We start from the raw sequence: 25,126 nt of genomic DNA, 5'->3' as shown, positions 1-25,126 counted from the left end.
CACATCGCTCGATGCGGCGTTCATCCGTGTCTGGAGATAAATAACAGGAGATACTTAAATGACGGAAACTGCATACGGTAACGCCCAGGATCTGCTGGTCGAACTGACGGCGGATATTGTGGCTGCCTATGTTAGCAACCACGTCGTTCCGGTAACTGAGCTTCCCGGCCTTATTTCGGATGTTCATACGGCACTCAGCGGAACATCGGCACCGGCATCGGTGGCGGTCAATGTTGAAAAGCAGAAGCCTGCTGTGTCCGTTCGCAAGTCGGTTCAGGACGATCATATCGTCTGTTTGGAATGTGGTGGCTCGTTCAAGTCGCTCAAACGCCACCTGACGACGCATCACAGCATGACGCCGGAAGAATATCGCGAAAAATGGGATCTGCCGGTCGATTATCCGATGGTTGCTCCCGCCTATGCCGAAGCCCGTTCGCGGCTCGCCAAGGAAATGGGTCTCGGTCAGCGCCGCAAGGCGAACCGTTGATTTTCTAAGACGGATTGTGTCGCGGCTGTATTTTCTCCCCGTCCGGGGAAAGATGGCCCGAAGCGCCGGATAAAGGGGACCTTGGCAGCATATTGCTGGCCTTGCCCCTTAACTCGCCGCCGTGACCTTTTCCCTTAGAAGGAGATGGCGGCAGGGCGCGCATGCCCGCTCCATACACAACTTGCACCATAGTGTTATGTCCAGCTGGTCCTTAGACCGGCTTTTTTATTGCCGCGCGCAATTTCGACAGAGGAAAAAAATCCTTGTCGAGGCGTCACCTTTATTCAAAAACAAAGCGAAATCAATCGCATGTTTTTCGACGTCAAATTTGCCCTTCCCCGCGTCCATCCTCAGGTGTATGAATTAATTCCTATTCGTAAAGGAGTTGCATATGCCTTCGGACATATCGTCTTTGCCTGCCCTCTTTCGGCCCTGTGTGCAGGTTGCCGATAGCAATTTCCGCCGTTTTCCGCCTGCTGCCGGGCGGGATGAGATTTCCCGGATTTGCCGGCTGGTCCGGCAACTGGCCGGGGAAATGGTGCAGTTGACCGGCGATCGTGTGGCTGCGCGCCGGGACAGGCGGCGCACCGAATGCCATATCCGCCAGATCGCCATGTATGTGTGCCATGTGCAGCTCGGTATTCCCATGTCGGATATCGGCCCCTGTTTCGGCAGGGACAGAACGACAGTCGGCCATGCATGCCAGGTGGTTGAGGATCGTCGCGACGAACCCGCCTTTGACGAGTTCGTCGCCACACTGGAGCGGCTTTCCGGCAGCATTTTCAACGTGATGAAGGGTGTTCGGGATGAGTGAGACAAAAAGCGCTCCAGCCATGCCTCCCGATCCTGTCCTGTTGCGGCTCCTGCGCTGCATTGCTGCGGGCACGGCTGCGATATCGGAGGATCGCGGCGATATGGTATTGCAGCGACCGGAGGCCGGGAACGGCAGGACAGGGCGTCCGGCGTTGCGGTTTCCGGCCGCTACGGTGCAGCTCGCCCTCTCTTCGGGGCTGATCGAAAGACGCGGAAACACACTCTCCGCCGCGCCGCCGCTCGCCTCCTATTTGAAGCGCGCTATAGCCAGGGATCGCGACGAGATTTTTCAGGAACAGCACTGGGATTTGCAGACGGTGGTTCTGGATGTCGCCAAGGACAGGCAGCCGGCCCGGCGCAACCTCAATAGCTCGCCACTGACAGGGCTTTCACGGCTGAAGGAAAAGGATGGCACGGCATTCTTCCCCAGCGACGCCTTGCAGGCGGGCGAACGCCTCGCCGCCGATTTTCACCGCGCGCAATTGAACCCGAAGGTGACGGCAACATGGGAGCCGAAAATTGCAAGCCGCACGAAGGGGGAGGCGGGTGGCAAGCTCGATCTTACCGATGCGGCGATTTCCGCCCGAACGCGGTTTTCCCGTGCAGCCGATGCTATGGGGCCTGAACTTTCAGGTGTCGCCATCGATATCTGCTGCTTTGAAAAGGGGCTGGAGGCCGTAGAGCGCGAGCGGCAATGGCCGGCGCGTTCGGCAAAACTGCTGCTGCGGGCCGCTCTGCTATCGCTTGCCCGGCATTATGCGCCGCAAGCGCAACGCAGCAGAAGGACAAGCCACCATTGGGGCGACGAAGATTATCGCCCGCCGATGGCGCCAACGATGGCAACAGAATGAAGGCTCAGGCGGTCAGAAGTCTCGCTTCCTCGCGGATACGTTTGACCATGGAACGCAGGCCATTGGCGCGCTGCGAGGACAAATGTTCCACCAGCCCGATCTTGTCGAACACCTCAATGGCGTCGAGACCGGCGATTTCGGAAGCTTTTTTACCGGAATAGACGGCAAGAACGATGGCGACGAGGCCGCGCACGATATGCGCATCGGAATCGCCCTCGAAGGTCATGAGAGGATCTTCGGCACCATCGCTGTGGCTGACGAGCCAGACCTGGCTTGCGCAGCCCTGCACCTTGTTCTCAGGCGTGCGCTTGTCTTCTGCAAGGTCGGGAAGCGCCTTGCCGAGTTCGATGACGTAACGATAGCGATCCTCCCAGTCGTCGAGGAAGGCGAAATCGTCAAGGATCGTATCGAGAGAGGCCATGTTGCGCGCCGTACCGTTCGTTATTGCCATGCTTTGCTACGATATAGGGCAAGTGCAGACGGTTTTGAACCATGCGGACCATGAAAAAGCCCACGGAAAACAGGTTTCCGTGGGCAAGTTTGGCAGGCAGTCACGCAGGCGGACATATCCGGCTGCAGAGAAGGGGCGGCGCGGCGTTAGGCGGCGGCGGAAAATATCAGGGGGTGGGGCGCTTCTGCGGCAGGGGAATGATGGTGCCGGTCTTCAGCATGTCGGCATTCCCAGGGAATTCGACGCTGATCGCCGGTGCTGCGGCCAGTTTTTCGCTCTCGCTGGCGAGTTCGGCTGCGGGTGCCGTTTTATCACCGGATGCAAGCTGCGCGTCGAGCAATTCATAGGCGACCTTGGCGCCTTCCTTTGCCCGTTCACCGAGCGCGTGGAAGGTTTCGGCGCCCTTGACGCAGACGTCGGGTTTTTCGATGCAGATGGCGCTGACATAACGATAGGCCTCACCGGCTGCCGAAACGGCGCTGGGAATATCGAATGCCGAAGGTTCCTTGGTCGGATCGTTGCTGCTGCCGAAATAGGACAGCGCGACCAGCACCAGCGAAAACCAGAATGTTCCTTTGATCAGAAACCACATTGTCAGACTACCCTGCCAGATGATCTTTGTTTTGAAGCCCCGCCCGTTTTGGGTCATCGGCCTTTGTCCCGTTTTTCGGGCTTGGAGAGAAGCTACAGGCGACCGGCGAACAGCCAATTGCAAAAAGCCGCGCAATTTAATTCAAATTGTATCTATTCTCCTCGCATCGGGACCGGCTCCAGCAATTCCGTCGCATTTTAACAGTCCATGTTAAGCATAATTGCGACAGATGCCGTCTGTTCCGGGCAAAAGTGCTCACCCGTGCCGCCACAAAGGTTAACGCGATGGCAAAAATAAAGCGAAATCCGTCGCTTACCCGTCATTAACCATGATTGGCAAAGCTTGGTTGAAATGCTCCGTAATGGGACTGCGGCGCATTTCGCGGCTGTTTGGTGCCGTTCTTTTTATCCATTCCTTAAGCCGCGGGCTTCTATTGTCGGAGCCGTTAGATCCGTCTCAGGGATTCAGGTTTGGTATTGCGTAATATGAGAAAAAAAGCGGTCGCATTGGTCGACCATGCCGCAGGCAGATGGCTTGCGCGTATGGAGGAGGACGCCGAAAGGCGCGCCGGCACCGTTGCGCGCCTGCGCCGCCTGTTTGCCTTCAGCGCCGTCGGCTTTCTGGTCGTTCCCGCCCTGTTCAGCCTGGTCTTCAGCCCCGCCATCGCGCTGCCCATCGGCGCCGCTCTGGTGCTGGCGCTCTATCTGGCCGCAGCCGCCCTGTTGATCGCCTTTTCGCGTCCTGCCCGTGGCGCAGCGTCCCAGTCCGCTCAAGCCGGCGACGATGACCTCGTTGCGGCATCGCAGGTGCCCGGCCTCGTACTCACCATCAATGAAAACGGCCTCGTCGAGCGCGTCTCCGGCCGCGACCTTGAAACGTTTCCAGCCGATCTTCAGGCCTGCAAGGGCCATGTCTTTGCCGAATATGTCTATGTTTCTGATCGCATCGAGCTGATGCAGGCTTTCGACCTTCTGCGGCAGGGCGAGGAAAAGTCCAGCGTGGAACTGCGGTTCGAAACCGGCGCGAAATCGCGCCAGGCGCAGTTCATCCACGCGCGTATGGAAATGACGGCGATCCGCAATGCGGCCGGCAGGCTGCGCCGCGTCGTCGCCCAGCTCTCCGACGTTACCGAGATGGAGCTTCTGCGCCGCGATGTCGCCCGCAAGGCAGCGGAGGCGGAATCGGCCAACGACGCCAAGTCGCGGTTCCTCGCTGCCGTCAGCCACGAACTGCGCACCCCGCTCAACGCCGTCCTCGGCTTTTCCGACATTCTGGCGGGCGAATATTTCGGCCGGCTGGAAAACGACCGCCAGCGGGAATATGTCGGCTTGATCCGCCAGTCCGGCGCGCATCTCCTGTCGGTGGTCAACACCATGCTGGATATGAGCAAGCTGGAAGCAGGCCGTTACGAGCTGATGATGGAAAGCTTCCCGATCGGCGAAACCATCTCGTCCTGCGAGGCCATGCTCGGCTTGCAGGCGAAGGAAAAAGGTCTGACATTGACCAGCCGCATCCAGCGCGGTATCGGCGAAATCTCCGCCGACCAGCGCGCCATCCGCCAGGTTCTCATCAATCTGGCCGGTAACGCCATCAAGTTCACCGATGCCGGCGGTGTAGTGTCGATCGATGCTGCGCGTGAAGGCAGGATGCTGAAACTGACGGTCAGCGATACCGGCATCGGCATCGCATCCGACAAGATTGAACTCCTGGGCCAGCCTTTCATGCAGGTCCAGAATGAATATACCCGTCGCTATGAGGGCACGGGTCTGGGATTGTCCCTGGTCAAGGGTCTGGTAGCACTGCATGGCGGCACTTTCGCCATCACCAGCCAGCCCGGCGCGGGGACGGTCGTAACGATCATGTTGCCTGCCGACGGTTCCGGCATGGCAGGTGGCGAAAACGCTGAAACCGAATGCATGGTGGAGTTTCCGCCGCGCATCAAACGGCTCGGCGAAATGGCCGCGATTATGAAGAAGGATGGTGACGATGGCCCCGCGAAAGCGAAAATCGCCTAAGAAAACAACGGCCCAGATTGGCGCCGGGATTGTTTCCTTGGTGGTTTCGGCCATCGGGCGCGAACTCCTGCGCCGTCCGAAACTGGTGGGCGGCTCAGGCGCCTTCGTGGTCGTCTTCGGTTTTGTCGCCGCCAACGCGCTCTGGTACCAGCCGGGCGTTCATCCTTCTCCTTTCCTGCGTACCCGCGATGCGGCAAACCCGAACGGCATTGCCGGTTATCGCGCGGCGGAGCCGCTCGGCACGCAGGGTCATGTCACGACCTTCCGCATAGAACGCCCCAGCGAAACCGAAACCGCACAGCAACCGGCGACCGCAACGGCGACGCCTGCGACATCGGTTGCGGCGGAAAACCAGAAGCCGCAGCAGATCGTTGCCGATATTCAGGCCGAACTTAAAAAACGCGGGCTTTACGAAGGCGAGGCGGACGGCAAGATGGGACCGCGCACGGCTGCCGCCATCATGTTCTTCGAAGAAACACTCGGCATGGAACAGACCGGCGAACCGACGACACGGGTGCTGGCGGCGCTCAGGATCGACGGCGCAACCGTCGCCGCAATCCCGAAGGATCGGCCTTCCGACGCCAACACCGGCGGCGGCGTTGAGATCGACCCGGTCGCGGCCGCAATCCGCAAAGCTGAAGCGCCTCGTCCAAAGGCCGAACCGGTCTCCTTGAACAGCGCTGCCGCCGCTTCAAAGCCGGTGAGCCGCGATCTGATTGCAAAGATCCAGCAGGGACTGATCAATATCGCCTATGCCGATGTGAAGGTGGACGGTGTGGCCGGCGAGCAGACCCGCAACGCCATCCGCCATTTCGAAAAACACTACCGCCTGCCGGAGACCGGTGAACCGAGCGAAGCCGTGCTGAAGAAGCTGAAATCGATCGGGGCGCTTTAGGGGACTGGGTCTCAACTCTCTCCATTCTTGTGACAAGCGCAGGAACGAGGAAAGAAGAGAGCGTAACAACACGGACAGGCAGCGGCCTGCCGCCTCCATCGAAAGCACCCCCAATGCGCCTCAAATCCGAAATCTTCGTATCAGCCCTTATCCGCCGCGTGTTTTCCGCTGGTGGTTTTGCCGCTGTCGAAAAGAAGGGTGCGGAAGAGGCCGGGGCGATCTTCATCCGCCAGCGCCTTCGTGATGGCCGCGAAAACCTCTATGGACCCGCGCCGCAGAGTTTTGCCGAGGACGAGGAAGTCCGGGCCGAACGCCGTTTCGAGACGCGTCTTGCAGGTGTGGAGGGGGAGGAAAGTGCTGCTCTTCTCGAAAGGGAGCGGCGCTTCGACAGCGATCTGTGGGTCGTCGAGATCGAAACGGACGAGATCGGCACTCTCCTGACGCTGGTGGACCAACCGAAGATCTAAAGCGTGCAGCAGCTTTGCGCCCGTAATTCCGGGTGAGGGGGGGCCGCCTTAACCCTCACGTCCCCGTTCTGTGAATGACAGGTGCGCTGTGGTTCGGTCGTTCGCGGCCGTGGGTGTAGCTGTCGGCGCGCCGCCAGCTTTCCACCCGCTCTTCGCATTCAATGATTTCAAGGCGGTCGAGCATGGCCTCGGCGCGGCTCATGTCGCCTTCGGCGGCGGCAAGATGCGGATAGAAGCATTGCAATATGAAGGCGGCTTCGGAAAACTCCATGCCGAGCCCGATCAGGGTGGTGGCGAGCTGCGTGCCTGATATGTCGAGCATGATGCGCTCCGACAGCCAGTAGCTGGACGACAGCGAATCCGCCAGCGTCACTGCAAACTGCCGCGCATCACGCTCGCGCGCGAACCGCACGAGCAGCGCTTCCTGCACGTCACTCAGGCGGCGCAGGCCAAGAACGTCGCTTTCCGGGCGGCTGAGCTGATGCGCCATCCGTTTGATGCGCTGGCGCATTTCCTCTTCCACGGCGGTGGATTTGATCTGGGCGTCTGCCGGCTGCGCAATGGCGGGCTCCGGCATGGCGGGAGGCGTCGCGTCATCGGGTCGCTTCAGGTCTTCCATGTGCCGCAGGCCGACAAGCGCGTCGATGACGGTCGGCGACAGGTCCTCGCGCCGCACGATGGCGCGCGCATGGGCGGCCCCTTGCGTGCGGGCAATGGTGATCAGCGTGTCGTCATCAAGGCACTTCGACGAAATCAGGAAGGGGGCGGCAATGGAAATCGGCTGGCAGGCGATGAAGAAGGCAACCGCCGAAGGCACGTTTGGATGCTGGGAAAGCGCTGCAATGGCTTCCCGCTTGGCCTCTTCGGTGGAAGCGTTGAAAAGCGGCATGAAAAGCTCGGCAAACTGCCGAAGGTCCGTTTTTGACGGATGGGGAACAGTCTCAAAATTCGTGACAGTGGCCATTAGCACCACATCTTTCTTCCTCACGGCTCTTGGCCTCTCAAGTTCTCGAAACCGGTCGGTCAACGCACTACCCAACAAAAACGCAAACACAATATCGGTTCAAATTAGAGCAAATCCGTTGACACCCTGTTAACTATGGGGGGTGGCAAGCGTTATTGTGCGTTTATCAACAAGGAAATTTTAAAACCTTCGTGACGGACAAAACGTCATGGAACCTTGCCGGCTCGCCTTTGTTTTCAACGGGTGCAGCTTTATGAAGGATAAGTTGGCGCCCGGCGATTAGGGTTAACGGATCATTAACCTCTGTCTGTTTCTAATTTCATGGGCAGTATTAGGATTCCATGTTATTCTGATTGATAGAATAATTTCGAAAATGGCATGCCGAAGCCTTGATATGCGCACGACACCTTGCAAAATCGCCATCGATTTTTGGGTCGTGCGAAAACCAGTCTGTGGGCTGGATTATGCGCAATGTGATGGTGATGAAATTCCCGACGCAAGACGAGGCTTGCGCGGTTCCCATGGGCAACATTGACTCCCGAAGAGGAGACGAGCATGGCAGTTATTATTCCAATCGCCGAAGCCCGACGAAGCTTGCGCCCGGCCGGAATGCCCGGCAAGGTTATGGGCCCGGCAAAGGTCGTGCTGTTTACCGGCGTGCGTTATGAAAAACGCGATACGGAACCGGCTGGCAAGGACGCGCGCAAGCGCAAGCCTGCACCGGAAACCGTCTTCAAATCCTGATTACGCTTGGTTGACCGGCGCTATTTCCAGGGTGTCGGCTGGCATTTCGCTTCGTTCAGGAACCGTTCCGCTTCTTCCCCGAAGCTCGGCTGCGGCACCATGGTCCGCAACACCACATACCCTTCCGTCTGATCCGATTCCGCCAGAATGGCCTGTGAGAGCGATGGCGGCTGCGCCTTGCGAATGGCCGCGATCTGCACCGAATCCGCCACCAGAATATCCATCACCCCGCCTGCGGACGTGCGGTCGTTCATGCTGAACACCTCGTTCGACGCCTTGTCGTAAACCGCGACCGACCAGAAGGGCACCGCGCCGATGGCCGTCAGCCTGACGGGCTTTTCCTCGATATTGAAGGTGCAGACGGCAACCCGCATGAAGGGATCGCCGCTTCCCAGTGTCTTTTTCTCCGTCGTTTCTTCGAGAAGATGAAACTGATTCGGCTTACCTTCCGCCACCGCCCGGGTATAGGCGTCGCGATTGCTGAAATGCGGTATCGCCAGAAGAATGACGACATGCAGCACGGCGGCGGCGACAAGGCCGGTGAGGACGGCGAGCAGGGTCCTAAGCATTGCCACACCCCAGCTTGCGGATTTGCGGCATGGCGATGTCGATAAGGCCGGAACTGCCGGCAACCGGCGTGTCGAGCAGCGTCATGACCAGCTTGAATGTCTGCCCCTGCGGCACGGCCAGCCAGTTATAGGTCTGGGCATCGGGTGCAATGGTGATGTCGATGCCGCCATCGGCGCTGCGCAGCAGCGTGCGCGAATTGAGCGCAAAGGGTCGTCCGGCATCTTCCGCCAGAACATTGCCCTGCTGGTCGGCGGTATAGAGCGTCCAGAACCGCGAGGGCGGCACGGCGCCCGCCAGCTGGTAACGGCATTCGCCGGTCAGGCGCTGGCCGTCGCTGTCGACGGAGGCGGTGAAGGCCAGCCCCTCGGCCGTTCCATAAAGCAGCTTGCCGGCATCGGCGCGGTGCGACTTGGCGTAGGGATCGGCCTCGATCGTCTGCGCTTCCGGAAAGGCATCCCATGAGCCGATGCGGATCGAGCCGAAGCCGGATGTCGCCTCAAGTGCTGCCAGCGTCGCGGCAATCCCGCCGCCAAAGGCGATCAATAGGGCGATGCCGACAAGGAATGGAACTCGAAACACGCTGTTTTCCCGTTTTTGAACAGGTCGAGGACTATCACTGATTCCCTGTTTGGAAAATGGTACGCCTTGTTTAGTCTTGATGGAAATGACCAGAAGAGGGATTCCACCATGTCGCGACAAGCCGCCATCGACCACGCCACCCGCTTTTTCGACGATGGCAGGTTCGAGCAGGACTTGGCGCGGCGCGTTTCGCTGCGCACCGAAAGCCAGGATAAGGCGCGGGGTGCCGAGCTGGCGCTCTATCTGGAGCGCGAAATGCAGCCCGCTTTCACCGCCATGGGGTTTTCCTGCACGATCCTGCGCGACCCGGCGGCGGATTTGCCGTTTCTGATCGCCGAACGTTTCGAGGGTGAAAATCTGCCGACCGTGCTGGGTTATGGCCACGGCGATGTGGTGCGTGGTCTTGATGACGGCTGGGCAGAAGGCCTTTCGCCTTTCGTGATGTCCGAGCGCAATGGAAGGTGGTACGGGCGCGGCACCGCCGACAACAAGGGGCAGCATTCGGTCAACATGGCGGCGCTGAAAGCGGTGCTGGAGACGCGTGGAAGACTTGGGTTCAACGCCAAATATCTGATCGAGATGGGCGAGGAGAGGGGTTCTCCCGGCTTGAGGGAAGTTTGCCGGGACTATAGCGAGCGGCTGAAAGCCGATCTTCTGATCGCCTCCGACGGCCCGCGCCTGAATGCTGAGCGGCCGACCGTTTTTCTCGGTGCGCGCGGCGGCATTACCTTCGATCTGGTGATCGAGGCGCGGGAAGGCGGCCATCATTCCGGCAATTGGGGCGGGGCGCTGTCCAACCCCGGCGTGCAGCTGGCGCATGCCATGGCAAGCCTCGTTGGCCCATCCGGGCAGATCCGCGTGCCCGAACTGGTGCCCGAAGAACTGCCTCAGGCCGTGCGTGACGCGCTTGCCGATTGCGAGATCGATGGCGGCCCGGATGGTCCGAAAATCGATCCTGACTGGGGCGAGCCCGGCCTTTCCACCGCCGAGCGTGTGTTCGGCTGGTGTGCGCTGGAGGTGCTGGCCTTCGAGACCGGCAATCCGCGCGCGCCCGTCAATGCCATTCCGCCACGGGCATGGGCGCGGCTGCAATTACGCTTCGTTGTCGGCATCGATCCGGAAGCGGTGCTGCCCGCCATCCGCCGCCATCTCGACCGGCAGGGGTTCAGCATGGTTCGGATCGTACCCGCCGGCGACGAGATTTTCCGCGCCACGCGGCTTGATCCGCAGGACCCATGGGTCGGCTTCACGCTGAGTTCCATGGCCCGCACGACGGGCAAGAAACCGGCACTTCTTCCCAATCTGGGTGGCTCGCTGCCCAACGATATCTTTGCCGATATACTGAAACTGCGCACCATCTGGGTGCCACATTCTTATCCCGGCTGCTCGCAGCATGCGCCGAACGAACATTTGCCGAAGGAGATTGCCCGCGAGGCGCTTGCCATCATGGCCGGGCTTTACTGGGACCTCGGAGAGGGAGAAACCCCTCCGCTTTAAGCGCCCATGACCAGCTTGAAGGCGATGGCCCACATGGTGAAGGCGATAACCCCTTCGAGGATGCGCCAGGCGGACGGCTTTTCGAAGATCGGGCGCAGCCAGCGCGCGCCGTAACCCAACGAAAAGAAGAACAGCAGGGAGCCGGTGGCGGCACCCGCCGCGAAGGTTTTTTCAAAGCCGGGAAATTGCGTGGAGATGGTGCCGAGCAACACGACGGTATCGAGATAGACATGCGGGTTGAGAAAGGTCAGCGCCAGGCAAATGGCAAGCGTCTGCCACAGGCTCGCCTCCCGCCTTTCCGCCACCGAAAGCACCTCCGACGAACGCAGGGCCGAATGTAGGCTTTTCGCGCCATACCAGATGAGAAACGCCGCACCGGCATACCGCATGATGGGATCGAGCGCCGGCATGACGGCGCTTATCCGCTGAAAACCGAAGACGCCGACGGTGATCAGCAGCGCATCGGAAATCGCGCAGGTGGCACAGACGGCAAAGACATGGGAGCGCGCCAGCCCCTGCTTTAGAACGAAAGCATTCTGCGCGCCGATCGCAACGATGAGGCTGAGACCCATCGTCAGGCCGGTGAAGAAGATCTGAATGTCCATGCTGGCTGCTGCCTTTTGCCTCTGCCTGTGCGGATGGATGATGCCACCGCTTCCAGACCGAGTGCTTTGATATTTCCCTCACATGGTTTAATCAAATTAAACAAACTCAGTTCAAGTAAGTAAAACTAATGACGGGCGAAAGCTATACGACAGGGCGATTTCATGTGCGGGCACCTCGCCTGACCCTCATTCCTGTGACAAGGACAGGAATGAGGGAAGAGGCGAGTGCTACTGCTACTGCCCGGACGCTTCCCGCCAACCACGCCCATATCAACCTTTACAAGGAGGCCTGTGATGCTGGACTATCCTTCCATGCGCGCCGTGGCGCTCGTGGCCCAGACCGGCAGCTTTGAGAAGGCGGCACAGGTGCTGTGTGTCACGCCCTCGGCCGTTTCCCAGCGTATCAAGCAGCTGGAGGAGCGCCTCGGCGTGGTGCTGATCGTGCGCGGTAATCCTTGCGTGGCGACGGAAAAGGGCGAATGGCTTTGCCGGCACATGGACCATGTCGGCATGCTGGAAACCGAACTGTTCCGGCAGCTTCCGGTTCTTTCGGAAGCGGGCGCGGCGGCAGAGCGTGTCACACTCAACATTGCCACCAATGCCGATAGTCTCGGCACATGGTTTCTCGACGCGGTTTCGAAATTCACCGGTGGCAGCGACTATCTCGTCAACATCGCGGTGGACGATCAGGACCATACGGTGGAATGGCTGCGCGGGGGCAGGGTGCTCGCCGCCGTCACCGCCCATGCCAAGCCTGTGCAGGGCTGCCGGGTCTTGGCTCTCGGTGTGCTCAGATATCACGCCACCGCCAGCCCGGCTTTCATGGCGCGCCATTTCTCCGATGGCGTCACGCCCGCCACGCTTGCCCGCGCGCCGGGGCTTACCTTCAACCAGAAGGACAGGCTGCAGGCCAGCTGGATCAAAAAAGCGCTGGGTGAGGATATATCCTATCCCACCCACTGGCTGCCCTCGACCGACGGTTTCGTGAAGGCAAGTCTTGCCGGCATGGGCTGGGGCCTCAACCCGGTGCAGCTGGTGGGAGAGCACCTTGAGGCGGGGCGGCTTGTGGAAGTCGTTCCCGGCACGCCGCTCGATATCCCGCTTTACTGGCAGGTCAATCGGCTCGCCGCTGAACGCCTCGGCACGCTCACCGCCCATGTGGTGGAAACAGCACGGGCGGCGCTTCTTTCCTGAGGCAGATCAAATAGTCTGCCATTCGCTCCAGTTCAACACGCGCGGAATCTGCGGTTTTGCTTCACCGCCAAGAAACGCGATATATTCCAGCGAGTGGCCGTCGGGATCCTTGAAATAGACGCTGGCTGCCGGCATCCATGGAAAGACGACGGGCTCGTCGATCTCCTTTTCGCCGTCAAAACCGAGCGGCGTTACGCCGTTCCGGCGTAGATAGTCCGGTGCGGCGAGAAGCTGATCAAAATCGACGCTGAAGGCGATGTGCAGTCTCATATTGATGGGTGCGGACTGGATGGACCATAGGCCAAGCATCGAATGCCCACGTTCGCCGGTCCAGAAGAACGCCACATTCCGTTCAGGGAATCGTTGTGCCAGCTCCAGACCGACAACATTACGATAAAACTCAACCGAGCGTTCCAGGTTCGAAACCGTCAAATGCGTCTCGAACAATGCTTTTACTTTCACCATTTCCTGTCCTCAATTGCCTTAGCGCTGCGCCTTTCGGGCATTCGCTTTCTTGCAACCGGACTGTGCAACCTCAACCATGATTGAGGTCAAGCACCAAATATGGATTTTTCTAAAGCCGGGTGCAGGCAGCAATCTGGAGGGAAAAACGCCTTCAGCATTATGAGCCAAGGTTGCCAAGCCGTCACCGCCGGGCCGCATCCCCCGGGCCATCCCGCAATGACGCATCCGCAACCTTTTGCGTCGTGACGGTCAAAGGCGCGGCTTCCTTCATCTTCTTGGCGATGGAACGGATGACGCGGGTTGCTTCGGCTGAGAGCGAGCGTGGGCGGGTGAGTGCCGGCATGGCGGGTGCAGCGGTGGCGGATGCGGCAGCGACCTGGGCTGAAGGCTGCGGGCGCGCGCCTGTCGGCAGCGGGTTCTGGATGCCGGGAATGGGGCGCAGCTCCATGCCTTGATGGGCGTAGTCCATAAGCCGCTTGAAGGTCATGGCGGGAAGCGCGCCGCCGGTCATGTTGTTCATCGGCGTGAAATCGTCGTTTCCGAACCAGACCGCCGTGGTGTAGTTGCCGGTGAAGCCCACATACCAAGCGTCGCGGTAAGCCTGCGACGTGCCGGTCTTGCCACCGGAAACGATGCCGTTTTCAAGCGCGCCGCGCCGGGCCGTTCCCATCACGGGAATGGTAACAAGCATCTGGTTCATCTTCGAATTGGCCTCTTCGGAAAGCACCCGCTTGGCGGGTTCCTCGTCACGGCCGAAATCGTAGAGAACCTTGCCCTCGTAATCCAGCACCTGCTCGATGCCGTGGCGGCGCGATTGCATGCCATCGGCCGGGAACACGGCATAGGCCGTCGCCTGATCGAGAACCGTCAGTTCCGATGTGCCGAGCGGAATGGTCTTGTCGCTGCGCAGCGGCGTGGCGACGCCCATCGCCTTTGCGGTGTCGACGATCACCTGCGTGCCGAGGACGTCTTTGGCGAGACGCACCGGCACGGTGTTGTAGGATTTGGCAAGCGCCACCTGCAACGTCACCTTGCCGGCGTAGGAGCGGCCATAATTCTGCGGAGACCAGCCGCGCCAGGTCACGGGCGCGTCGGAAATCAGCGTCTCCGGCTTCATGCCCTTTTCCATGGCGGCCGAGTAGGTATAGACCTTGAAGGAGGATCCCGGCTGGCGCAGCGCCGCCGTTGCGCGGTTGAACTGGCTTTCGCCGTAGTCACGCCCGCCGACCATGGCGCGCAACGCGCCGCCGTTTTCGATCATCACCATCGCGCCCTGCTTGACGCGGTAGCCCTCGCCATACTCGCGCAGCTCCATTTCCATCGCCTGCTCGGCTGCCTGTTGCAGCCCGGTATCGATGGTGGTGCGCACGACGACGGTATGGTCCTTGAACCTGCCCTGCGCCGCCAGCCGCTGTACCTCGTCAAACGCCCAGTCGAGGAAATAATCCGGGGCCTTCACATCGGCGCGGTCGATGACGGTGGCCGGATTGCGCCGCGCGCCGATCACCTGACCCTCGGTCATCAGCCCGCTCTGCACCAGATTGGAAAGCACGGTGTTGGCGCGCGCACGTGCGGCTGGCAGGTTGACATGCGGTGCGTATTTGGCCGGCGCCTTGAACAGGCCGGCGAGGATGGCGGATTCGGCAAGCGTGACATCGGTCAGGTTCTTGCCGAAGTAAAATTGCGCCGCCGCTGCCGCCCCGAACGTGCCGCCGCCCATATAGGCGCGGTCGAGATAAAGGCTGAGGATTTCCTTCTTCGACATGTTGGCCTCGAGCCACAGCGCGAGAAAGGCTTCCTTGATCTTGCGCTCAAGCGAGCGCTCATTGGTAAGGAACAGGTTCTTGGCAAGCTGCTGCGTCAGCGTCGAGCCGCCCTGCACGACGCCGCCGGCGCGGGCATTCTCGCTCATGGCGCGTGCAAGGCCGATGAAATCGATGCCGAAATGGTCGAAGAAGCGCCTGTCTTCGGTGGCCAGAACCGCCTTGATGAAATGATCCGGCATCTGGTCGATCGGGACGGAATCCTCATGGATGATGCCGCGATGGCCGATGCTGTTGCCGTAACGGTCAAGGAAGGTCACGGCAAAATCACCGCGATAACGCCAGTCCTTCTTGGTTTCCTCAAAGGCGGGCATGGCAAGCGCCAGAAGAACGACACAGCCGGCCGTTCCGAAGGTCAGCGCGTCGCATGTCAGGTTGACGAGAAGCTTCTTCCAGCCGCGCACATGCAGTTTGCGCGAGGCAATGGTGACGTCTTCCCAGAAATCCACCAGCCTTGCCGCAGCCGTCCACAGGCCGGAGTCGATAAAGCTATCGATTCTCAGCAGGATGTGCCGCTTTTTGCGACCGTTTTTATCGTCTTTTTCTTCCTGCACCTGGCGATGTTTTCCTGTTCAACGCAACGCGGATTGTCGATGTTTCTGCGCTTCATCCAATTCCGGACGCAAAACCATGACATGGTTCTGCTGGAATTGCTTGACGCGGCGGCCTCTCGCGGGTCAATGACCCTTTGCCACTCGCCAAAATGCTAAAATATCGTACAAACCAGCCCTTGGCGATACGATATTAAGGATTAGGGATCGGTTAAACCTTGCCCTCCAAGAGATCAAAATGGAACGGAAATGTTAACGATGAATGACGCGCCGTTCTGGAAAACCAAATCACTGGAAGAGATGAGTGGCCAGGAATGGGAAAGCCTGTGCGACGGCTGCGGCCTGTGCTGTCTGAACAAGCTGGAAGATTGGGACACCGGCGAAGTGGTGTTCACGTCGGTCCGCTGTCAGCTGCTTGATGGTGAAAGCTGTCGGTGCTCCGACTATGAGAACCGCCGCGCCACCGTGCCGGACTGTATCCAGCTGGATTTGAAAAAGGTGCACGAAATCGGCTGGCTTCCGCCCACCTGCGCCTACGCGCTGGTACGCGATGGCAAGGATCTGTACTGGTGGCACTATCTCGTCTCCGGCGACGTGAACACGGTGCATCAGGCCGGCATTTCCGCGCGCGGCCGCACCGTCAATGAGCTGGATGTGGAGGTTGACGATTTCGAGGATTATGTGGTGGACTGGCCGCTCACAGTGGGTGAGACGGCGGGCGAAAAAGAGAATAGCTGACGGAAGTCGCCAATTTTCGTGTTGGTCCTATTCCTGCCCCATCGTTTTCTTAAGGCATGTTTCGGAAGCACGGCATGCCTGAAACAAGGGCCGCCGTTCATCCATTCCGGCATATGATCCGCAGAATGCGGACGAGGGACATCAAAACGCATGCGCTATCGGCTGCCCGCCATCGTTCTTTCGTGTATTGCCCTTCAGGGTATTCTGCCGCTTTCCGCCTCCGCCCAGCAATCGCAGGCTTTTGAATGCACGCTGGTCACCTCCATCGAGACCGGCGCTGTCATCAACCAGCAGGGCGCCTGCGATCAGCGCGTGGCGCCGGCCTCCACCTTCAAGGTGCCGTTGGCTCTGATCGGTTATGACGCCGGCATCCTGCTGGATGACAAGACCCCCGCATGGGACTGGAAACCCGGCACGGAAGCCCGCGCGCAGGACCGCAAGACGGTTGATCCGACCATATGGGAGCAGGATTCGGTGCTGTGGTATTCGCGCGAACTCACCCGCCGCCTCGGCCCGGAAAAATTCGCCGCCTATGTCAAACGTCTGGGTTACGGCAATGCCGATGTATCCGGTGAACCCGGCAAGAATAACGGTCTCACCCATTCCTGGCTCGGCGCTTCCCTGACCGTTTCCCCGGTCGAGCAGGTGGGCTTCATCCGCCGCCTTCTGGCCGGAAATCTGCCGGTTTCGCGCGACGCGCAGGCAAAGACGCGGGCGATCGTGCCGGTGTTCGATGCGCCGGAGAGCTGGAGCGTGCACGGCAAGACCGGCACGGGCTTCATGCGCGACGAAAAAGGCAACCCCGACCGCAGCCGCCCCTTCGGCTGGTTCGTTGGCTGGGCGGAGCGCGAAGGCCAGCACATCGTCTTCGCAAGGCTTCGCGTTGCCGACAAGCCGTCGAGTGAACCGCTCGGCCCCGCAGTGCGCGACGCCTTCCTGCGCGATATTGCCCGGCTGGCGGTGCACAGATGATTATACGGCCGGCCAGCCCCAAGGAAAAGCGGACATGGCGGACGCCTCCAACGATGTGATCAAGCTCTATACCGACCATGGGGCCGATTTCGACAGGCTGCGCGGTCGCTCCCTTGCCGAAAAACCCTGGCTGGACAGGTTCACGTCGCTTTTGCCGCAGGGCGGATCCATCCTCGATATCGGCTGCGGTTCAGGCGAGCCGATTGCCGGCTACTTCATCGGCAACGGATATGACGTGACCGGCATCGATACGTCATATCCCCTGATAGAAATTTGCCGCACCAGATTTCCGGAAAAGCGCTGGGTGGTCGCCGATATGCGTGAACTCGTGTTGAGTTGCCGCTTCGACGGGTTGATTGCCTGGCATAGTTTTTTCCATCTGAAGGCCGACGATCAGCGCCGCATGTTCGGTATTTTCCGGCAGCACGCCACTGACGGCGCCGCACTGATGTTCACGGCCGGGCCGGGACACGGGGAAGCGACGGGGACCCTTCAGGGAAAGCCGCTTTACCATGCCAGCCTCGCTCGCGAAGAATATGAAAGTCTGCTTGCCGAGCACGGTTTTCGACTTCTCGACCACATCGTCAACGATCCCGATTGCGGTGGGGCGACGATTTATCTCGCCAGACGTGTGGCGGCGTAACCATCGAATTCAGAGCCCTGCCAGGCACTCACGATTGTGCGTGCGATAAAAAATGTCCTTATCCCTTGACCTTCCCATGATGGGAATCCTTACATAGTAGCCATAAACTGGCGAAAGTCGCCCCGAGGGAAGTGGCATTATGAATATCGGACAGGCTTCGGATGCATCCGGCGTTTCCGCCAAGATGATCCGTTATTACGAACAGATCGGCCTCATCACCCCCGCCGCCCGCACCGGCAACAACTACCGGGTCTATGGCGAGCAGGACGTGCATAATCTCCGCTTTATCAAGCGGGCGCGCACGCTTGGCTTCTCGCTGGAGGAGACCGAAACGCTCCTGAAACTCTGGCAGGACAAGAGCCGCGAGAGTTCGGCGGTGAAGGACATTGCGCTCGGCCATATCGCCGATCTCGAGCAGAAGATTGCCGAGATGAAGGGCATGGTGAAGACGCTGTCCCACCTTGCCCATTGCTGCGGCGGCGACCACCGGCCGGATTGCCCGATCCTCGATGATCTAGCGGCAGGCGTCGAAAAGGCCGCCCACAAGCCTGCGAAGGCCCACTGACGGCCGCATCCCGCCCCGCCGCCAGTCCCTAAACCTCGTCGAACGCACCGCCTTCGCGCGAGGGATTGCGGTCGATCACGCGCTCTTCCGCGTCATCGGGAAGGGCCTCGTCGCTTTCCTGATAAGGGTCGTCCTCGCTCTCGGCCTCTTCTTCCTCGATTTCATGTTCGATGGACTGCGGAATTTCTCCCTTTGCCGGAAGGGCGTCGATATCGAGATCGAGCAGTTCCTCGTCCATGGCGTCTTCGTTGAGAGGTGTGATTTTCTTGCGGTCCATGGTGGTATCCTTTCTGTCTGGTCATTGCGCAAACGACCGGGGAGGCAGAGGGTTCCTGATGCCTGCAAGTTCGCTCGAGCGGAATAGGTGAAAAGGCGCCTTGACCTCAATGGTGCTTGAGGTTCTAGTTTGCCCGCCGTATCGCAAGAATGGAAAGGATACGGCTTTGACGAGTATGGAAATGACGGAGAAAAATAGCTGGTCGGAATTGCTTGGTGGGGCGAACCTCTCGCTTCTGACCGTCATTTCCTCCGGTATCGGCCTGCATGCCTTCAACCAGTTTGCAGTAGTCACGGCCCTGCCGGTCGCGGTGCGCGAGATTGGCGGCGCGGCCTTCTATAGCTGGGCCTACAGCCTCTATTTCGTCGGTTCCGTGGCAGGCGGTGTCACCGCCGTTCTGTTTCGCGAGCGTTTTGGCGCACGCAGCGTTCTATTCCTGTGCTGCCTTATCTTTTCCTTCGGCTCCGTCATGTCGGCACTCGCCGACAGCTTTTTATGGGTCGTCATCGGCCGGGCGTTGCAGGGACTTGCCGATGGCCTGATCGTGGCGGTGTGTTACAGCCTCATACCTGCCGGCTTTCGCTCGGCTCTACTGCCGAAGGTCTTTGCCATCGAGGCGGCCATCTGGGCGGTGGCGTCCTTCGTCGGGCCGCTCACCGGCGGGTTTGCCACGGAGCACATCTCCTGGCGCGCCACATTCCTGTTGTCTGCGCCGCTGATCGTGCTGCTGCTGGCCTATACGGCGATTGCGGTCTCGGCGGAACGGTCGGTCGCGACCTCGCGCAAGCCGATGGTGCCGCTGCTGCTTTGCCTCGTTGGCGCATTGGCTTTCTCCGCACCCTCCGCCTTTGAGGATGCCGGTCTGCGCATCATGTCGCTGCTGGTTGGTGCGGCACTGTTGTGGGCGTCGCTGAAGGCGGGCATCCGGCCTTCCACCGGCCTGTTCCCCAGGGATTCCTTCCGGTTGAAAACGGTACTTGGCAGCGGTTTCTGGGTGCTGTTCCTGATGTCCTATGCCCATGCACTCGGCAGCGTCTATCTCGCTTATGTCGCCATCAATCTCTGGCACCATGAGCCGACCTTCGCCGGTTTTATCGTCGTGACGATGCCGCTTGCCTGGAGCTTCGTGGCAATGCTGATCGGCAGCCTGCGTTCGGGCCGCCTGCGGCAGCTTTGCCTGCATTACGGACCCTACCAGATGGTGCCGGGCTGTGCGCTGCTCGGGCTTGGGCTGGCGACGGGGAACTGGCCGGAAATGCTGATCGGGCAGATATTGATCGGTTCAGCTTTCGGCATGTCCTGGGCAGGCATCAGCCAGGCAGCCATGGAAGCCGCGCCGGAAGAGGAACGCAAGATGACGGGCGCGCTGCTGCCTACGGTCGCGACGCTGGGTGCCGCGGCCGGTGCGGGCGCAAGCGGCACCGTCGCTGCCGCGAGCGATCTCGTTCTGCAGATCGATCGTGCGGATGTGACGATGCCGATGCTCTATCTCTATGGGCTGGGTGTCATCGTCTCGCTTCTGGCGATCCTGACAACCCGCGGCTTGCGAAGCGGACAGCGCTGACGCCTCTGCGGCGTGTGTGCGGTTAAGACTGCGTGGTGGCGATGGTGATCGCCGCCAGATAAACCACGAAAGCCATGATCGCGACTGCGCCAATAATGATGACGACACCCTTGCCCGCGCGTTTTTTCTCGGTCTTGTTTTCGTTGGCTTCTGTCGGAAACAGGATGGGATCGCGGGAATCGCTGATTTTTGTCATGCCGTTTCTCCTTTGAGCGGTTGCTGCTTATCAACAGCAGATCCGCCAAAAGGTTCCTCACGGACGCAGCGCCCAGCTGGTGGCGTGCACTACAGCCCCCGGCGCTGCCTTGAGGAGCGCTGAACGCACGGGCTCGAAACCCTCTATGCGTTTTGTTCCCACATACCGGCCCCGGTTGGCGAACACTTCGATGGATCCGTAGTCCAGAAAGACGCGGATGTGCGAGGCCCTTGCCCCTCTGGCGATATAGTGCGGCGAGGGGCCATCGCGCCCGTCATCATGGCGGATCCACAGGCCCGTTTCATCGGCGATGAGGCCCAGTGTGACCACGGGATGATCGAGCACCAACTCGAACGGTGCGCCGGGCGAGGCAAGCTCGATCAGCATCTCCACCGCACCGTTGATGAAGGTGACGCGCTCCCCGGCCGCCAGCCGCGTGCGATCGACAATATGGCTTCGCAGGCTTTCCGCCGCACCGATTGGCGGGGTCAGTAGCTCGCCGTTCGAATAGTGGATCCGGCGCGGCAGCGTCATGGATGTCGGGAAATCGATCTCCGGATTGGCATCCGCCCAATTGGCGAGCCAGCCGATGCCGATGATGCTGTCGCCATCCAGAAACGCCTGGAAGGCGTAATTGTCGGTGCCGAAATCCAGCTCCTGCCCAAATTCCTTGGTGAAGACCTTGCCGTCGAACCAGCCGACATCGGCCATGGTCAGGTTCTTGCGGCCGGTTTCAGGGTCTTCTGAATGCATCAGCCCATAGACCAGAACCCAGCGCGTGGATCGGGCATTGGCCGGGCCGTCGAGCGGCAGAAGGCAGGGGCATTCAATGGCAGTGGTCTTGTAGCGCGTTTCCACCCAAAGCTTGCCCACATAGGTCCAGCCTGACGCCGCCGTCGGGTCCAGCGTCTCGTAAAGCAGGATGACGCCGCCACCGTCGCTCTGACTTCCGAGCAGCATTTTCCAAAGTCCATCCGGGCCGCGAAAGACGTAAGGATCGCGGAAGTCCGGCGTCAGCCCCTGTCCGTCCGGGCGATGGCCGAGAATGACTTCGGCCTGTCCGGCCATGATGAGATCGGAAGAAGTGGCGGTGAGCTGGATCTGCTGTTCGGGAATGCGATCCTGCACCTGCTCGGTGAAGAACACGCGGATGCCCGAACCTTCGACCAAAGGAATTGTCGAGCCGGAATAAGCGCCGCCGCGCTTGTCCGGCCGCGTTGTCAGGTCCTCTGAAGGGAAGAGGAAGATCGGCAGATGCCGCCAGCGCAGGTAATCGGAGGAAACCGCGTGGCCCCAATGCATGGTGTTCCAGCGCAGCCCGTGTGAATAATGCTGGTAGAACAGATGCGGCCGTCCTTCGAACCGGCCAAAGCCGTTCGGATCGTTCATCCAGCCGAAGGGCGGGCGGAAGTGATAGCTGTCAGGCAGTTCCGGTGCGGCATTGTCCGGCTTGGTATGGACGACGGTTATGCCGGTTTCCAGCACGTCGGCGGCGGTGAACCAGTAGATGACGGAAACGGCGGTCGTGACAGTATCGTAGCTCAGTTCCACATGGCCGCCGCCGAAGACCTGATAGATTCTAAATCCGAACTCTTCCGTGTTGAGGCTTGAAACCTCAGCGAATTTTCCATTCGCATTGGAAAAGGAGACGGCACCGGGTTCCGCCGGTTTTTTCGCCTTCAGCCATACATGGAAAGTGGCGTTAACAGGCAGATCGGTGTGCAGGATGCGGATTGCGCTTTCCGGCTCGGCGGCTACGGCTTCAACGACGGTCATTCCCGTTCCTTTCGTTGCGGCTACTTTGGTTCAGGAAACGCAACGAATGGGACGAAAGAAAGTTCAACCGCCAGAGGTTTCGCCGTCGCCAGCCTCGTATTTGCCATCCAGCTCGAACAGCAGCCCGTCTGGATGATAGAAGGTGCGGCCTTCGCCGGAGAAGTAAGCCGCAACGATCTGGTTGGTCAGCCGCGAGCCGAAACCCGCACGCGTCGGCGTCCTGACCGCAGGTCCGTCCGTCTCGCGCCAGCGCAGTTCGAAGCGGTCATCCTCGTCCAGCGTCCAAAAGATTTCGATTTTGCCGCTCTCGTTGGAAAGTGCGCCATATTTCATCGCGTTGGTGGCCAGTTCATAAATGGCCAGAGACAGGCCCAGCGCCTGTTGCGGCGCGATTTCCATGTCCGGTCCGGAAATCGTTACGCGCGCCTTGTCGTCGAGATGCGGATAAACGGACTCGCGGACAAGCGCGGAGATGCTGGCACCCTTTCCCGAAGCATGAATGAGGTTCTGGGCGTTGCCGAGTGCGGCGATACGTCTTTTGATGGTGTCGCGCGCATCCTCAAGCGTCTGCGAATGGCGCAGGGTGGCGCTGACGACCGCCGTGGTGATCGCCATCGTATTCTTGACCCGGTGGACGAGTTCGCGCCGCAGAAGATCCTCCCGGCTGCGGCCCTGCACCGCTCCGGTCGTGTCGACGGCTATGTCTATCAGCCCTGCGATCTTGCCCTGGTCGTCGTAAAGCGGGCTGTATGAAAAGGTCCAGTAGGTGTCTTCGGGGTAGCCGTTGCGGTCCATGACGAGATGCATGTCCTCGGCGAACGTGCCCTTGCCGGAGAGTGCCTGATCAACGAAGGGTTTCACATCGTTCCAGATATCGGACCAGATGATGTGAAACGGCTTGCCGAGCGCACCCTCTTCCTTCAGCCCAAGAAACGGGCGGTAGGCGTCGTTGTAGACGATGTTGAGGTCAGGCCCCCAGAACAGACAGATTGCATGGCCTTGCTTGAGGATCATCTGCACGGTGGTTTTGAGTGATACCGGCCATGTCTCTATCGGCCCCGTGCTTGTCGACGCCCAGTCGAAGCGGCGGATGGCCTCGCCCATTTCACTGTCGTCATAGGGGAACTCTGGCACGAATTTATCCTGCTTGCATTGCGGCTCATTCATTGGATGTTTGTATGTTCAAATATACCTGTAGTTCAAATTGATTTTTCCAAACTCCGCTGCGGCTTCCCGTAATTGTGGCTATTCACCCCTCGCAACCGGGCGGAAAAAGGGCCATATCAGGTAAAAGCAGGGAGTTTACCCGTGATCACATTCGACAATTCCTATGCCCGCCTGCCGGAAAGGTTCAGCGCCGCCGTCTTGCCAACGCCGGTGAAGGCGCCACGCCTCATCGCCTTCAATCGGGCGCTGGCAGACGAGCTTCTTCTCGACGTCTCAGGCCTCGACGACGACAGGCTGGCGGCGATCTTTTCCGGCAATGTGGTACCGCAAGGGGCCGAGCCGCTGGCGATGGCCTATGCCGGCCACCAGTTCGGCGGTTTCGTGCCGCAGCTCGGCGATGGTCGTGCCATTCTTCTCGGTGAAGTCATCGACAAACACGGCAAACGTCGGGATATCCAGCTGAAGGGCTCCGGCCCGACGCCGTTTTCGCGAAGGGGCGACGGGCGCGCGGCGCTCGGCCCGGTGCTACGCGAATATATCGTCTCCGAGGCAATGTTCGCGCTCGGCGTTCCCGCGACAAGGGCGCTCGCCGCCGTCCTGTCCGGTGACAGGGTGCAGCGCGAGGTGGGTCTGCCGGGCGGGGTTTTCACCCGTGTTGCGGCAAGCCATATCAGGGTCGGCACCTTCCAGTTCTTCGCCGCGCGCGAGGATGATGAGGGGATCAGAAATCTTGCGGATTATGTGATTGACCGCCACTATCCCGAAGTGAAAAACGCGGACAATCCCTATCTCGCCCTGTTGCAGGGCATCGCTCAGAGGCAGTGCGAACTCATCGCCCGATGGATGATGGTTGGCTTCATCCACGGCGTGATGAATACCGACAATATGGCGATCTCCGGCGAGACGATAGACTTCGGTCCATGCGCCTTCCTTGACGAATACAATTCGAACAAGGTGTTCTCCTCCATCGACGCACAGGGGCGCTACGCCTTCAATAACCAGCCGGGCATCGCCCAATGGAACATTGCAAGGCTGGCGGAATGCCTGTTGCCGCTGCTCGACCCTCAAGTGGAGAAAGCAGCCGAACTCGCAAACGCCGTGCTCGCTGATTTCGCCGCCGCGTTTCCCAAGCGCTGGCTTGCCGGCATGCGCGAAAAGCTTGGGCTGAGGGGCGAAGAGGACGGCGATATCGAGCTGGTGCAGGCGCTTCTTTCGCTGATGCAGGCATCGGAAGCCGATTATACGCTGACCTTCCGGCGTCTTTCTCACGCGGTAGAGGGCGATGCCGAGCCGTTTCGCGGCATGTTCATCGATATCGCGGCGGCGGATGCATGGCTGGCGCGCTGGCAGGAGCGGGCCGGGCGGGAAGAAGTTTCTGCCTCCGAGAGGTCGCGGGCGATGCTCGCCGTCAACCCGGCCATCATTCCCCGCAACCACCGCATCGAGGAACTGATCGAGGCGGCGGTGGAAGACGGCGATTTCGAACCGTTCCACGCCATGCTGGCGGCGATTGCCACGCCATTTGAGGAACGGCCGGACAATTTCGTCTACATGCAGCCGCCGATGAGCGATGAGAAGGTGTTTCGGACCTTTTGCGGGACGTGATTTGGGAGAGGCATTCCGCCGCTCGTCGTCATGCTCGGGCCTGTCCCGAGCATCTGCGAC

Annotated in this window: 27 protein-coding genes; 15 read left to right on the top strand and 12 right to left on the bottom strand. The window is 60.1% G+C overall.

What is annotated here, in order from left to right:
- Positions 1-58 precede the first annotated feature (58 nt).
- The 3 genes from ros to AC5SEO_RS05700 all read left to right on the top strand — a co-directional run bounded on the left by ros (position 59) and on the right by AC5SEO_RS05700 (position 2,151).
- Positions 59-487, top strand: a complete 429-nt coding sequence (gene ros / locus AC5SEO_RS05710; RefSeq protein WP_003512037.1) for a MucR family transcriptional regulator Ros — start codon at positions 59-61, stop codon at positions 485-487.
- Positions 488-878: 391 nt separating this feature from the next.
- A complete protein-coding gene (locus tag AC5SEO_RS05705) occupies positions 879-1,301 on the top strand; it encodes a helix-turn-helix domain-containing protein (protein WP_174068090.1) in 423 nt (140 codons plus the stop codon).
- Positions 1,294-2,151 carry a DUF6456 domain-containing protein gene (locus AC5SEO_RS05700; RefSeq protein WP_174068091.1) on the top strand — a complete coding sequence of 286 codons (858 nt, stop codon included), beginning with the start codon at positions 1,294-1,296 and terminating at the stop codon, positions 2,149-2,151. The genes AC5SEO_RS05705 and AC5SEO_RS05700 overlap by 8 nt, the downstream gene beginning before the upstream one ends.
- A 4-nt stretch (positions 2,152-2,155) precedes the next feature.
- Here AC5SEO_RS05700 and AC5SEO_RS05695 read toward each other — a convergent pair whose 3' ends face one another.
- Both AC5SEO_RS05695 and AC5SEO_RS05690 read right to left on the bottom strand, forming a co-directional pair.
- Positions 2,156-2,572 (bottom strand): SufE family protein, encoded by a 417-nt coding sequence (locus AC5SEO_RS05695; RefSeq protein ID WP_025592801.1) that lies wholly within the window; start codon positions 2,570-2,572, stop codon positions 2,156-2,158.
- A gap of 196 nt (positions 2,573-2,768) precedes the next feature.
- Complete coding sequence (locus AC5SEO_RS05690) at positions 2,769-3,194, bottom strand: DUF5330 domain-containing protein (RefSeq protein ID WP_025592804.1); 426 nt, start codon at positions 3,192-3,194, stop codon at positions 2,769-2,771.
- A 485-nt stretch (positions 3,195-3,679) separates the two neighbouring features.
- On the opposite strand from AC5SEO_RS05690, the gene AC5SEO_RS05685 reads away from it, so the two are divergent.
- From AC5SEO_RS05685 to AC5SEO_RS05675, 3 genes are all read left to right on the top strand, one after another.
- Positions 3,680-5,209, top strand: a complete 1,530-nt coding sequence (locus AC5SEO_RS05685) for a sensor histidine kinase (RefSeq protein WP_080799091.1) — start codon at positions 3,680-3,682, stop codon at positions 5,207-5,209.
- Positions 5,181-6,104 (top strand): peptidoglycan-binding domain-containing protein, encoded by a 924-nt coding sequence (locus AC5SEO_RS05680; protein WP_003512045.1) that lies wholly within the window; start codon positions 5,181-5,183, stop codon positions 6,102-6,104. Before AC5SEO_RS05685 ends, AC5SEO_RS05680 begins: the two co-directional genes overlap by 29 nt.
- Positions 6,105-6,217: 113 nt before the next feature.
- Positions 6,218-6,571 carry a DUF1491 family protein gene (locus AC5SEO_RS05675; protein ID WP_003512046.1) on the top strand — a complete coding sequence of 118 codons (354 nt, stop codon included), beginning with the start codon at positions 6,218-6,220 and terminating at the stop codon, positions 6,569-6,571.
- Positions 6,572-6,626: 55 nt separating this feature from the next.
- Here the strand turns inward: AC5SEO_RS05675 and AC5SEO_RS05670 are convergent, their stop codons facing one another.
- On the bottom strand, positions 6,627-7,535 hold the full coding sequence (locus tag AC5SEO_RS05670) for a DUF2336 domain-containing protein (RefSeq protein WP_003512047.1): 909 nt from the start codon (positions 7,533-7,535) through the stop codon (positions 6,627-6,629).
- A 555-nt stretch (positions 7,536-8,090) separates the two neighbouring features.
- On the opposite strand from AC5SEO_RS05670, the gene AC5SEO_RS05665 reads away from it, so the two are divergent.
- A complete protein-coding gene (locus tag AC5SEO_RS05665) occupies positions 8,091-8,279 on the top strand; it encodes a hypothetical protein (protein WP_003512051.1) in 189 nt (62 codons plus the stop codon).
- A gap of 20 nt (positions 8,280-8,299) precedes the next feature.
- Here the strand turns inward: AC5SEO_RS05665 and AC5SEO_RS05660 are convergent, their stop codons facing one another.
- Positions 8,300-8,848 carry a DUF1254 domain-containing protein gene (locus AC5SEO_RS05660; RefSeq protein WP_174068092.1) on the bottom strand — a complete coding sequence of 183 codons (549 nt, stop codon included), beginning with the start codon at positions 8,846-8,848 and terminating at the stop codon, positions 8,300-8,302.
- The gene (locus AC5SEO_RS05655; protein ID WP_003512054.1) at positions 8,841-9,428 is read right to left on the bottom strand and encodes a DUF1214 domain-containing protein; all 588 of its coding nucleotides are present in this window, start codon (positions 9,426-9,428) and stop codon (positions 8,841-8,843) included. The genes AC5SEO_RS05660 and AC5SEO_RS05655 overlap by 8 nt, the downstream gene beginning before the upstream one ends.
- A 108-nt stretch (positions 9,429-9,536) precedes the next feature.
- On the opposite strand from AC5SEO_RS05655, the gene AC5SEO_RS05650 reads away from it, so the two are divergent.
- Positions 9,537-10,925, top strand: a complete 1,389-nt coding sequence (locus AC5SEO_RS05650; protein WP_111803571.1) for a M20 family metallopeptidase — start codon at positions 9,537-9,539, stop codon at positions 10,923-10,925.
- Here AC5SEO_RS05650 and AC5SEO_RS05645 read toward each other — a convergent pair.
- Entirely contained in the window at positions 10,922-11,530 is a 609-nt protein-coding gene (locus tag AC5SEO_RS05645) for a LysE/ArgO family amino acid transporter (RefSeq protein ID WP_003512058.1), read from the bottom strand. The genes AC5SEO_RS05650 and AC5SEO_RS05645 overlap by 4 nt on opposite strands.
- Positions 11,531-11,824: 294 nt before the next feature.
- Between AC5SEO_RS05645 and AC5SEO_RS05640 the strand changes: the two genes are divergently transcribed.
- Positions 11,825-12,724 (top strand): LysR family transcriptional regulator ArgP, encoded by a 900-nt coding sequence (locus AC5SEO_RS05640; RefSeq protein WP_065661233.1) that lies wholly within the window; start codon positions 11,825-11,827, stop codon positions 12,722-12,724.
- 6 nt (positions 12,725-12,730) lie between these two features.
- Here AC5SEO_RS05640 and AC5SEO_RS05635 read toward each other — a convergent pair whose 3' ends face one another.
- Together AC5SEO_RS05635 and AC5SEO_RS05630 are read right to left on the bottom strand one after the other, a co-directional pair.
- Positions 12,731-13,189, bottom strand: coding sequence for a VOC family protein (locus tag AC5SEO_RS05635; RefSeq protein WP_019564096.1), 459 nt, complete (start codon positions 13,187-13,189; stop codon positions 12,731-12,733).
- Positions 13,190-13,370: 181 nt separating this feature from the next.
- Positions 13,371-15,566, bottom strand: a complete 2,196-nt coding sequence (locus tag AC5SEO_RS05630; RefSeq protein ID WP_495363798.1) for a transglycosylase domain-containing protein — start codon at positions 15,564-15,566, stop codon at positions 13,371-13,373.
- Between the two features lie 255 nt (positions 15,567-15,821).
- Between AC5SEO_RS05630 and AC5SEO_RS05625 the strand changes: the two genes are divergently transcribed.
- The 4 genes from AC5SEO_RS05625 to cueR all read left to right on the top strand — a co-directional run bounded on the left by AC5SEO_RS05625 (position 15,822) and on the right by cueR (position 18,481).
- Positions 15,822-16,301: a YcgN family cysteine cluster protein gene (locus AC5SEO_RS05625; protein ID WP_019564095.1), complete on the top strand. Its 480-nt coding sequence runs from the start codon at positions 15,822-15,824 to the stop codon at positions 16,299-16,301.
- A 150-nt stretch (positions 16,302-16,451) separates the two neighbouring features.
- A complete protein-coding gene (blaOXA, locus tag AC5SEO_RS05620; protein WP_003512067.1) occupies positions 16,452-17,273 on the top strand; it encodes a class D beta-lactamase in 822 nt (273 codons plus the stop codon).
- Between the two features lie 34 nt (positions 17,274-17,307).
- Positions 17,308-17,916, top strand: a complete 609-nt coding sequence (locus AC5SEO_RS05615) for a class I SAM-dependent DNA methyltransferase (RefSeq protein WP_065658143.1) — start codon at positions 17,308-17,310, stop codon at positions 17,914-17,916.
- A 139-nt stretch (positions 17,917-18,055) separates the two neighbouring features.
- Positions 18,056-18,481, top strand: a complete 426-nt coding sequence (gene cueR / locus AC5SEO_RS05610; RefSeq protein ID WP_003512071.1) for a Cu(I)-responsive transcriptional regulator — start codon at positions 18,056-18,058, stop codon at positions 18,479-18,481.
- A gap of 28 nt (positions 18,482-18,509) precedes the next feature.
- Here cueR and AC5SEO_RS05605 read toward each other — a convergent pair whose 3' ends face one another.
- Positions 18,510-18,758, bottom strand: a complete 249-nt coding sequence (locus AC5SEO_RS05605) for a hypothetical protein (protein ID WP_003512073.1) — start codon at positions 18,756-18,758, stop codon at positions 18,510-18,512.
- Between the two features lie 175 nt (positions 18,759-18,933).
- Here AC5SEO_RS05605 and AC5SEO_RS05600 point away from each other — a divergent pair, with 175 nt between their 5' ends.
- A complete protein-coding gene (locus AC5SEO_RS05600; RefSeq protein ID WP_019564092.1) occupies positions 18,934-20,322 on the top strand; it encodes an MFS transporter in 1,389 nt (462 codons plus the stop codon).
- Positions 20,323-20,344: 22 nt separating this feature from the next.
- Here AC5SEO_RS05600 and AC5SEO_RS05595 read toward each other — a convergent pair whose 3' ends face one another.
- From AC5SEO_RS05595 to AC5SEO_RS05585, 3 genes are all read right to left on the bottom strand, one after another.
- Complete coding sequence (locus AC5SEO_RS05595; protein WP_003512077.1) at positions 20,345-20,518, bottom strand: hypothetical protein; 174 nt, start codon at positions 20,516-20,518, stop codon at positions 20,345-20,347.
- Between the two features lie 57 nt (positions 20,519-20,575).
- Positions 20,576-22,294, bottom strand: coding sequence for a glycoside hydrolase family 32 protein (locus AC5SEO_RS05590; protein WP_111796163.1), 1,719 nt, complete (start codon positions 22,292-22,294; stop codon positions 20,576-20,578).
- Positions 22,295-22,357: 63 nt separating this feature from the next.
- Entirely contained in the window at positions 22,358-23,428 is a 1,071-nt protein-coding gene (locus tag AC5SEO_RS05585; RefSeq protein ID WP_313596015.1) for a sensor histidine kinase, read from the bottom strand.
- Positions 23,429-23,605: 177 nt separating this feature from the next.
- On the opposite strand from AC5SEO_RS05585, the gene AC5SEO_RS05580 reads away from it, so the two are divergent.
- Positions 23,606-25,066 (top strand): protein adenylyltransferase SelO, encoded by a 1,461-nt coding sequence (locus tag AC5SEO_RS05580; RefSeq protein ID WP_174068337.1) that lies wholly within the window; start codon positions 23,606-23,608, stop codon positions 25,064-25,066.
- The last annotated feature ends 60 nt before the right edge of the window (positions 25,067-25,126 follow it).

The sequence above is a fragment of the Agrobacterium sp. K11 genome (genome assembly GCF_059429395.1).
Note: the sequence above shows the minus strand (reverse complement) of the source record. Positions and strands in the feature narration are given on the sequence as shown.